This window comes from Epilithonimonas tenax DSM 16811 (assembly GCF_000428485.1).
Taxonomy (GTDB): Bacteria; Bacteroidota; Bacteroidia; order Flavobacteriales; family Weeksellaceae; genus Epilithonimonas; species Epilithonimonas tenax.
In genome coordinates this window covers 175,990-187,522 of the sequence record NZ_AUAA01000003.1, presented here as the reverse complement: position 1 = coordinate 187,522, position 11,533 = coordinate 175,990, and the positions used below count along the sequence as shown (strand labels likewise).

General features: G+C 31.9%; 6 protein-coding genes. 4 read left to right on the top strand and 2 right to left on the bottom strand.

Features of this window, described 5'->3' with window-relative positions; translation table 11 throughout:
- Nucleotides 1–24 precede the first annotated feature (24 nt).
- Entirely contained in the window at nucleotides 25–750 is a 726-nt protein-coding gene (locus F564_RS18600; RefSeq protein ID WP_051259541.1) for a restriction endonuclease subunit S, read from the bottom strand.
- A 156-nt stretch (nucleotides 751–906) separates the two neighbouring features.
- On the opposite strand from F564_RS18600, the gene F564_RS20895 reads away from it, so the two are divergent.
- Nucleotides 907–3,384: an AAA family ATPase gene (locus F564_RS20895; protein ID WP_051259540.1), complete on the top strand. Its 2,478-nt coding sequence runs from the start codon at nucleotides 907–909 to the stop codon at nucleotides 3,382–3,384.
- 12 nt (nucleotides 3,385–3,396) lie between these two features.
- Nucleotides 3,397–4,758 carry a 5-methylcytosine restriction system specificity protein McrC gene (locus tag F564_RS18595; protein ID WP_051259539.1) on the top strand — a complete coding sequence of 454 codons (1,362 nt, stop codon included), beginning with the start codon at nucleotides 3,397–3,399 and terminating at the stop codon, nucleotides 4,756–4,758.
- Between the two features lie 16 nt (nucleotides 4,759–4,774).
- Here the strand turns inward: F564_RS18595 and F564_RS0102750 are convergent, their stop codons facing one another.
- A complete protein-coding gene (locus F564_RS0102750) occupies nucleotides 4,775–5,965 on the bottom strand; it encodes a hypothetical protein (RefSeq protein WP_028121264.1) in 1,191 nt (396 codons plus the stop codon).
- 331 nt (nucleotides 5,966–6,296) lie between these two features.
- Between F564_RS0102750 and F564_RS0102745 the strand changes: the two genes are divergently transcribed.
- Together F564_RS0102745 and pglX are read left to right on the top strand one after the other, a co-directional pair.
- Entirely contained in the window at nucleotides 6,297–7,901 is a 1,605-nt protein-coding gene (locus F564_RS0102745) for a reverse transcriptase domain-containing protein (protein WP_028121263.1), read from the top strand.
- A gap of 121 nt (nucleotides 7,902–8,022) precedes the next feature.
- Nucleotides 8,023–11,412 carry a BREX-1 system adenine-specific DNA-methyltransferase PglX gene (gene pglX / locus F564_RS20890; RefSeq protein WP_051259538.1) on the top strand — a complete coding sequence of 1,130 codons (3,390 nt, stop codon included), beginning with the start codon at nucleotides 8,023–8,025 and terminating at the stop codon, nucleotides 11,410–11,412.
- Nucleotides 11,413–11,533 lie beyond the last annotated feature (121 nt).

The window sequence follows — 11,533 nt, the reverse complement described above, 5'->3', positions numbered from 1 at the left end:
TAAATGATAATTTATTTTACAAAATCACTCCACTTTTACCTGTCCGTTCATCAGCATAGGTAAAAGCCAGTCACGTAAAGAGCTAAGTTGTTGGTTTTGTTTCTGATTAGTTAATATTTTTGAATAATAGGGTTGAAATATATTATTATATTTTTCAATAATTATTTTCTTAGCCAGAAGTAAATGAATGTTATTTATTTGTTCATTACTAATATTTGGTTGTGCTGCACCGCTTGCTAATGTAAAAACAGCTTCCCTAAAATATTTTTGATTTAATGAATTTATTAAAAACGGAAGCCGCTGTTCAGGTTGGTTTCCCAAATCGAAATATCCTACACGTTGATTAATATATAAAGGTTGCTCTGTGTGTGGCACTATTGCATATTTGCCAACAGTTGCTCCAGTCATTGCAATCAAAATATCTCCTGGTTTTGCGATAAATTTATTATCAATATTTTTATCAGAAACATCCACAAATGATAAGTCAGATAAGTTGATTGTATAATCTTCCTGAATATCTTTTATTTTTACAACGGGCATCCCATAAGTTGACCACCAACTTGACTTAAATGCATAACCACCTGTTGATTTACAATAGTATCCAATATTTTTAACTTCCCATCCCTCAGGAATTTCCCTTTTCAAAACCTCATTCCAAACCATTTTGCCACCACTTGATTTATAAGGCTTTCCGTTTTCATCGGGGAAATCAAATTGCACAAACCAATAATCATAAATCGTTTTTGCCATCTGCTCTAAATTATCATTTAGCTGATTAAAATCAAGCCACTACGGATTCCCGTATTTTTTGTTAAATTCAAAAACGTATTTTTGTGAAACTTATGAATTTATTCAGTGAAAATTGAAAGTGGTTACGAGAAATAATTTTTAGCTTAAATTGTGTGTATGGATCAAGAATTACTAATTGAAAAGTGGAATCAATATAAAACATTGTTTTTTGATGACTCGTCTCGATACGAGGAAAAATACAAATGGGATGTATTGCAACAGGTTTCAGAAAAATGGGACTGGAACGCACCTGACAAAGGGAAAATGTTTAAAGAAGCATTTGAAGTAAAAGGAAGTAACAATCTATGGACTAGTGTAAATTATTATCCTATTACAATGGCTTCGTGGTTTTTTAATGATTTTCCTGAAGAAACAAAGTCTGCTTTTGATAAACTATTTGATGAAAATATTGATTTACTTACACGACTTAATGCTTTCAAAAATTATTTTGATAATCAACTGAATGTCTTAAAACGTAAATATCCTGATACTAAACTAAATTACCACAGTCAGGATATTAGAAGTATGTCTTTGTATCTTTTTATCAACAATCCACGAAAACATGCGCTTTTCAAATATAGTTTTGTAAAATCTTTTTCTGAAATTTTTGGCACAAAAAAAATAAAGCGAGGTCAACATCAGAATTACATTAATTACCTTGATATAATTAATGAAATTAAAATAATTGTAAGCAAAGATCAAGAGTTTATTTCGGAATATTTAGAGTCTAATACAAACCAACAATTGTTTGCAGACCAGTCGTTACACTTGCTTATTCAGGATTTTATGTATTGTACAACTCAGTACAATGACAAGGAGAAAAAACAATATTGGCTCTATTCTCCAGGTGAACAAGCACGAAAATGGGATGATTTTTTTAACGAAGGTATTGTAGCTTTAGGTTGGGATGATTTGCAAGATTTGAACAGTTATGAGAACAGAGAAGAAATCACAAAAGATTTAATAAAAGCTTATGGTGGAAGTGAAAACAAACCAAACGATACCTCTGCAAATGATGATTTTTTCATTAAAATGAAAGTTGGTGACATTATCATTGCTAAAAAAGGACTGCAAGTACTTCTGGGTTATGGTGAAGTGACTTCGGAGTATTATTTTGATGATAATGTTGATGAATACAAGCATAGACGAAAAATAAATTGGAAAAAAAATGGAAATTGGCATTTGGAAAATGATAGCTTAGTTCTCAAAACTCTTACTGATGTTACTAATTATAAATCTCCATTAGATGCAAATGATTCGTATCCAAAATATCTTTTGGATATTATAAATGGTAAAAAATCAAATAACCGAAATGAAAATAGTCCTATGATTGATCTTCTTCAATACAAAAAACAAATCATCCTCCAAGGTCCTCCCGGAACAGGAAAAACCAGATTAGCAAAAGATATAGCATTAGAAATGTTGAGTCTTTCCGACGTGAATGAACTACAGGAAAACAAACAATTCAAACTCATCCAATTTCACCCAAGTTATACCTATGAAGATTTTGTACAGGGAATTGTTGCAAAACCAAATCCTGATGGAGACGGAATTTTGTATGAAGCAGAAAACAAAACTTTGGGCTTATTTGCCAAAGAAGCTTTAAATAATTTTTTGGCAAGTAAAGGAAAACCAATTATAAATTCTGAGTTTCAATTCCGATTTAATATTTTGATAGATAAAATTAATGAAGAAATCAATTCTGGAAAAACTTTTAAATTTGGAGAAAAGAGTACAGCCGAAATAATCTCTGTTGGCAATGAATATTTAATATATAGTTTTCCAGAAAGAAAAGAGATACGATACAAACTGCTTTTTAGTGATATTGAGAAGGTTTATGGCAATAGAGAAGTAATAAAAATTCCGATTGATCTAAGAGATAAAGAAAAGGAATTTGATTTACTAATGAAAGGTAAATATCCGTACTATTTCATGATTCTTAGATTACTAGAAAAAATAGAGTTACCAGAAAATTTTAATTTACAAAATACTGATGTTAAAGAAAAGCCTTTTATTCTAGTTATCGATGAAATCAACCGTGCCAATCTTTCTTCTGTTTTAGGAGAACTCATTTATGCTTTAGAATACCGTGGCGAAAACGTAGAGTCGATGTACAAAGTAGGAGAGTCAAACCAGCTGATTCTCCCACCGAATCTATACATTATTGGTACAATGAACACCGCAGATAGAAGTGTCGGTCATATCGATTATGCCATTAGAAGGCGTTTTGCTTTCGTAGATGTGTTACCAAAAAATTTAGAATCAAAATTAGAAAGTGATTTTAAAGTTGAGGTTTTTGCTAAAGTTGCTTCATTATTTATTGAAAATTATGATTCATCTATCGATTATTCGGATGAGAATGTGGTGATGAAAAAATCAGAATATATGACAGCAGATTTCGATCCAAAGGATGTTTGGCTCGGACATTCTTATTTTATTCAACACTATGAAAAAAATGAAAAAGGTGAAGATATTAAAGAAAAACCTGTTGATTTCCGTTTTAGAATTAGGTACGAAATAAAACCTATCCTAGAAGAATATATAAAAGATGGCATTTTGAAAGAATCGGCAAGAAGTGTAATCAATTCTCTTTAATCGAAGATTAGAATGCTAAGAATTTCAGAACATTTTGAATATTATCATCAAGATCATATTTCTATTTTCCAAAAAATTGAAAATTGGGAGCACTATTTCGATTTATCAACTTTAGAAGATAAAATCAATTTTGAAAATGATGAAGAAAAAAACTGTGTTTCCATTTCATTAAAAAGAAATTCTGAGGAAAACCAATACTCCTGCAGTATTTCTTCGTCTTATTATATTGGTTTAGACTGTTTTCCAAATTTGGGAGCCAACATCTATATTGAGCCAAAATTGAATAACGAAGAAAAACAAGTAAATTATGTACAAATGCTACTGGAATCCTTGAAAGAACCAGAAAATTTTGAACATTTAGATGGATTAATTTCTACTAAATTTAATGAAGAATGGATAGAAATTGACAATCAATTACAACCACTTTTAACACTATTTTTAATTGCCCAGTTTTTATCTGTTGTAAAAAATTTGGTGAAAAAAGGTTTGAAAAAATCCTATTACGAAAAAGTTGAAAATCTCAACAATAGAGTAAAAGGAAAAGTATTGGTCGGACAACAAATTAAACAAAATTTATTTAAAAATCGCCACACAAAAACCATTTGTAAATTTCAGGAATTTGGCTTTGATATTGAATTAAACCAATTTTTGAAATTTGTTTTAGCTCGTGTTTCAATTCATTTGGAAGATTATTCGAAAAATTCAGACATTTATAAAAACTTAGTAGAAATTCTAAGATACTGCAATGGTGGTTTCCATCAGGTAAGCGACAATACTTTCCGTAAATTAGATTACAAAGAGAGCAATCCGTTTTATAAAAATTACAATCTCGCAATTCAATTAGGAAATCAAATATTGGCTTTAAATGACTACAATATTTCTAAAAACTCCAAAAAATCAAAAACATTGCATCCACCATTTTGGATAGATATGAGTAAGTTGTTTGAATTATTTGTATTTGGAAAACTTCGTGAAAATTTCGCTTTGCAAGGAGAAGTGCAATATCATAAAAAATTCAATAAACAAGAACCAGATTTTATTCTAGATACAAAATGTGGAATAAAAGCAGTTGTAGATGCCAAATACAAACCACGTTATTCAAACGGTAATCCCACGATGGAAGATGCACGACAATTGGCTGGCTATACCAGATTAAATAGTGTTTATAAAGAGTTAGGAATCGAGAATGATGTGATATCTGCTTATTTCATTTATCCCGGAAACTTAAATTTCACAGAAAAAGATCAGCATACTCAAGAAGATTTCAAAGTAAAAGAAGAAACTGAAGATATTCCCCTTTTCGAAAGTTCATTCAGAGTTTCTTCTTCGTATAAAAAGATGTATTTACAAGAAATTAATTTACTTGTGAATTAAACTGTTCACTTTAGAGTTACATTAGTAAGTTCTCAAAATCTTTTGTTAAAGTCGATCTTTCAGTAATGTTTTTTAAACGAAAATGTCGAATATCTCCTTTTCTTAATAAGCAATTTGCAATGATAAAAGTTTCTTCAATTTCATCTTCGTTTTCAAAAGTGCTAGTAGAGCAATTGGTAATTATTCTTTGCGTAAATCTTCCTTTTCTGTCGGTATAGTTGATTTCATAAAACTTATCTTTCTCCCAAGATAACTTTTTTACATCATTAAAAACTTGAGACGAATAGTCTGGAAATTTATCTTTAGTTAAATCTGTAATTTTAAACGTCGTTGCCTCAAAATTGAATTCTTGTATGTAAGATGATTTAACTTTTTTTGAAAAATAATCAGAATATACAATTCGTATTTTATGATTTAAAAGAATGATGTTGATGATTTCAACTAAGGTATTATTAATTTGTCTTTTATTATGTCCTTCAAATGGAGTGATTTTAGGAATTTTAAATAATTTACTTCCACTCATACCCAACTGTATAATATCAATTTTCTCTTGGTCAAAGATAACTTCCTCTACAATATTAAAAGGGATAAATTCCTCAGAAAATGATTGTTTGGATGGGTTGTACCATTTGCATTTTAATAAAAATTTGCAAGAATCTTTTTTCAACGTACCATCTTTTGGATCTCTTCTATCTTTTAAAAATTTAGAATTCTCAACAACATCAATTACGGTCATTACTGGCGGTAAAAAATCCATATAGGATTCAGTTCGAAATTTTTCTTTATCACTTTCTATACTCCAGCTGATTTTCTTTTTTCCCAATTCTGCATCAGCGGAATTTAAAATCACTTGCTTTCCTTTATATGCTTTTTTTACAGCAGTTAATTCGGTTGGAACTGTTTTTTTTTCCGCAATGTCCTTGTCTATATTCTCTTTTTCTGCATTGTCAATTAGAATGATTTCGTCTACATTAAACCAAAATTTTTCATAATTACAATTTTTAGAGCTATAGAAAGTGCCCAGAACTTGTCCTAAAAGTTTTTCTTCATCCTCAGAATCTGGATTGAATTTATTTTGCTTTAATATTTCAGTAACTACCATAATTGGTGGTGTCATTAAAGCATTTGCTCCAATTTTCGTCTTTTGATTTAAAGAATAAGGGTGGTTTTTTAAAGAAATAAGATCTCCAATTTGAAAGTTACTCATATTAGTTATTTAGTTTTTTATTTTCCTATATTTGATCTACTCGTAGGAAGTTGATTTTTTACATCTAGTCAGGACTAAAGGACTTCGGTCTTACTGCTTTTGCAGGATTAAAGTTTATCAAGCAGGTAATCTCCAACCAAGGAGCATCCACCTGTAAAGATAGCTAATAGGATTGTAATAATTGTTTTCATTAGATAATAATTTGCAGTTGAAGTTAAATCTTCGCCTAGTTTACGAACATCACAATGACTCAGTCAATGGGTACTAGTCCGCTCTTCGGAGGTATGTAAATTTAATAATCATTATTGCTAGAACTTTCTACGGGGTTTTTATGAGAAATGTTACAGACAAACCAAATTGGATGAAAACGAAGGGGTATTTGCATTTGTCCCCGAGTTTACGCATCAATGAAAATTGGAAAAGTTATCAAAAGAAAATTCAAGATCCTTCTTTCATACAGAAATATGCTTTTTACCCTTTGATGCATTCTATCATCAAAGAAAGGAAATATAAAAAAGTAAATTCCGAAAAACATTTAAATGAAAAAGAGAGGACGCATAATTTCAAGCTTGATAATTTTAAATTTGAAAAAACTGCAAAAAAAAGACCTATTCATTATGCTACACATTTTGACGCTTTAATTTATGGATATTACGCCTCAATACTTAATGAATTATATGAAACGGAATTAAAAAAAGATCTTGGACTCGACGATTGCGTTAATGCTTACAGGAAAATTATTTTAGACGAAACTGGAAAAGGAAAGAGTACGATTCATTTTGCTAAAGAAGTTTTTGATGAGATTAGAGATCGTAGCGATTGCCAAGAGGAAGTAGGCGTACTAACTTTTGATATAGAAAGTTTTTTTTCAAGCTTAGACCATCAGTTGTTAGAAAAAAAATGGAGCGATCTATTAGGTGAGGAAGAATTACCTCCAGATCACAAAAACGTTTTCAAATCTTGTACAAATTTCAGTTATGTATTAAGAGATGATTTGCGAATTAGAATACAAAAAAGTGGTAAACGATCTGGTTTTGATGAAAAAAAATTAGCAAGAATAAGAAGAGAAAAAGGTTTTAAAAGTTTCTTTGAGTCAAATGCAGATTTTCGAAATACTATAAAACAGGGAAAATTAAGAATTTATAAAAACTCATTTTATAATAAAGATAAAATTCAAGTAGGTATCCCTCAAGGATTACCCATAAGTGCAGTTCTTGCAAATTTATATTTGTTGGATTTTGATAAAAATATTATAGAAAAAGTTGTAAAGAATAAAGGGGGATTTTATAGAAGATATTCTGATGATATTATCATAGTAGCAAATGTAGATGATCTAGAAGAAATAAAAAATTATGTTGAAAATCTTATTAAACAAAGCAATCTAAAAATAAGTTCTTCAAAAACCGAATCTTTCGTTTTTAGAAAATCTATATTCAATCAAGAACAAAATAGTAGACTAACTTCCTTTAAGCAAGTTGAAGGTAATGAAAGGAAAGACGCGCCTTTAATATATCTTGGATTTGAATTTCGAGGATTCAATACTTGTATAAAATCAACAAATATTGCTAAATTTTATAGAAGACTAATTTCTATTGTCCGACGAAGATCTAATCGAGCAATAAAAAACAAAAATCCGAATATTCCAAAAGCAGTGTTTAAAAATCAGATAAGAAAATTATACAAAAAACCGTTACGAGATTTAGATGGGGAGAATGGAGAAATTAAACAGACGTTTCGGAATAGAACATTTCTTGTGAAAAATGCGAGAGATGAGTTCTCAATGATCGTTAAGCCATCTGTAAATAAAAATAAATCTAATTATTTTAGTTACATAAAGAGGTGTGAAATGATCTTCGACAGTAATATCTTTTCTACACAGCTACGGAAAAAAGAACATTTGCTAAATACTGCAATTAAAAAACATTTGAAATACTAAGATTTGTTTTATTTAAAATGGAATAAAATGGAATGAAGATTTTCGAATATTTCTCTACCTTTAAAATTTAAAATCATTACCATATTTGTACCATAAAATCATAAATAATTGATAATCAGTTATGGTTATTTTTGAAGAAGAAAATACCGTAGGGAAAATTTATCTGGATTACGAAGAAGATTCTGAACTGAAAAACCAAATGAACTATTTGGTGCAAAACGAAACCGATGGCAAAAGCCAATTGATAGACGATATTACCCAACTCACGCTGATAGACCCAGCTTGCGGATCGGGACATATTTTGGTAACCGGTTTTGAGTGGCTCTACAAAATGTACCGCGAACAAGGTTACGGTGCCAAACAAGCCGTAGAAAGCATTTTGAAAAACAATTTGTACGGTCTGGATTTGGATGGCCGTGCGATGCAACTCTCTCGTTTTGCCATTTTATTAAAAGCCGCACAACAACTGGAAAATGCTGCCCGCGGCGAAGGAAAAACTTTGCTCGGCAACACTTTGGCCGTTTTGCCACACGTGTATGCGTTCCCAGAAGACCACGGTTTTGTGAGCGAAGACATTGCCACATTTACCAACAACCAATATGTAAAAGAAATCTACCAAACCATAGATCTGCTAAGACAAGGTAAAAACATAGGTTCTGCCCTCAAGCTTTCTTTGCCGGCAGAAGCCATTAGCATTTTGCAACAGCAATACCAGCAATGGCAACAAAAAAGCAATGCCGGAACGCTGGATTTGGAACAGCAAGCCATTTGGGCACATCTCAAACCTTATGTAGAAGTAGCTTTGGTGCTTACCCAACAATACGCCGCCGTGGTAGCTAACCCGCCGTATATGGGACAAAAATCGATGAATGGGGCGCTGAAAGATTATGTGAATATGCATTATCCTATGACCAAAGCTGATTTAATGACCATTTTTATGGAAGTAATTCCAAATTTGACAAAGGATAATTTTCATTTTGCTTTAATTAATCTTCCTTCTTGGTTATTTCTTTCTACGTTTGAAAAGATGCGTGAACATTATTTAACGAATTACCGCATCGATTCTCTGTTGCATATGGGAAGGGGAATTTTTGGGATTGATTTTGGTTCGGTAGCATTTGCCATTCAAAAGCAAAGTTCTAATGAAAATTCTAAAGGTTCTTACTTTAGATTACACGAGCGAAATTTCCAACATATTTATTTTGAAGATATTGAAAAACTGTTTTTATACAGCAATGGAAAAATAGATTATAAATACGATTTCAACCAATACCGTGATGATGATGGTGTAAGTGAAATTCCTGAAAACGGAACAGCAGTAGGTAAACAAATTTTCTATCCCAACATTCCCCAAACCAATTTTGAAAAAATACCGGGAAGCCCGATTGCGTATAGTCTATCCAATAATTTATTGAACCTCCTAAATAAGATTAATGTTAATACCTTATCGCAAGTAAAAAGAGGTATTGCGACTTCTGATAACGACAGATTTTTAAGATTTTGGTTTGAAGTGGGTATCGAAAAATCAAACATATCAAATCAAAAAGATGGATTGAAATGGTTTAAATATAATAAAGGTGGTGAATTTAAGAAATGGTATGGAAATCAAGAGTATGTTGTTAATTGGGAAAATGACGGGAATAAAATTATAAATTTTAGAGATAGTGAAGGTAGACAATTGTCAAGACCACAGAATATTGAGTATAACTTTAAAAGGATTATTAGTTATTCTTCTCTTACTTCTGGATCATTATCTTTTAGGATTTATGAGGATTTTATAAATGATCAAGCAGGGAATTTTCTATTTGTGAAAAATGATAATGACTTCGATTTAATACTATCTGTTTTAAATTCTAAAATTTCAAAATATTTTTTAAATATTATTAATCCAACACTAAATATAACAGTTGATAATATTAAAATAATTCCAGTATTGAACATCAAAGAATTGGAATTAACAAGTATTTTTGAAATAACCAAAATCGACTGGGATTCCCGAGAAACTTCCTGGGATTTTGAGCAGAATCCTTTGTTAGGGATTAGGGATTTAGGGATTTGGGATTTGGGGAGTAGCGAAAAGGGATCAGGTATGGAGAACTCGTCACTTGTCTCTACCAACTATTCCCTAAAAGAGGCGTATCAAACTTGGCAAGAAAAGGTAAGCAAAGATTTTTTCCAATTGCATACCAATGAAGAAGAACTCAACCGTATTTTTATAGACATCTACGGTTTGCAAGACGAGCTTACGCCAGAAGTGGCACTAAAAGACATTACCATACTGCAAGATGAGCTAAAAGCAGAGGATCTCACCGCTTTAGAGCCTGCATACAGAGCGGGAGAAAGCGTTGTTTTGCCTATTCAGAAAGAAGTTGTCATCAGTCAATTGCTGTCGTATTTGGTAGGTTGTATGCTTGGTCGCTACCGTTTAGATAAAAGCGGTTTGCACATTGCCCATCCCAATGCAAGTGAAGAAGAATTAAAAGAGTATTTAGTGATTGGCGGAAAGGGATTAGGAGCAAAGAGTCAAGAATTAATTTTAAACCACATACACTATGAGCATCCAGAGTTTTCGAGATCTGTTGGTTTGGCAGAAAGCTATGTTGTTGGTAACAGAAGTTTACAGTCTCAGTCACAATTTTCCGAGGGAGGAATTGTATGGACTCACGAGTCAAATCAGACGAGCAACGGTATCAGTTCCCAGCAATATAGCAGAAGGACATCAGCGGGGAACCAAGGAATTTCTTCACTTTCTGAAAATAGCGAAGGGTTCGCTAGCAGAAATGGATACGCAACTGGAGATAGCCTTTCGGCTGAATTATCTTCAGGAAACCCAGCAGAAGAATCTCCAGAATCAAATCATAGAAATACAGAAAATGCTGAGTGGATTAATGAGCAAGCTAAACAGCTAATCACAAATCGCTCATCCCTTTTCACTTTCACCATAGATGACGATGCTATTTTACCATTAATGGGAAATGCTTGTGCGTTTCCAGATGATGCTGTAAAAAGAATAGAAGATATTTTGCACCGCATTTACGGTGAAGACAGCCATACGCAAAACCTTAACTTTATAGACGATGCTTTGGGGATGAAGCTGGATAAATGGATGACAGAGAAATTCTGGCCTTACCATATTTCGGGCAATGTGTATAAGAAAAAACCCATCTATTGGTTGTTCTCATCCAATCCTAAAAAGCCACACACTGCTGCCTTCCGCGTATTGGTGTATATGCACCGTATGGATGGCTACACGGTTCAGAAAATAATGCAAAACTACCTGCATCCACATCAGGATTATCTAAAAGATAAACAGCAAGCGATGGAGAAAAATGAAGCCAATCTTTCTAAACAAGAACTCAAAATTTTTGAAAACCTAGAAAAGCAAATAAGCGAACTCAAAGCGTACAACGAGGTATTGAAAAAATTAGCTGCCCAACAAATCACTTTCGATTTAGATGATGGTGTAACGGTGAACTATGCGAAGTTTGATGGTGCTTTGGCGGTGATATAATGGCTTTTAGCCGTACGCTTTTGGCTAATGCCTTTTAAAATTAATGACTGAAATATCATACGTTAACTATAAAAATTTAATTTTATGCTTTATATTTCATACATTAGCATTATAATTAGAT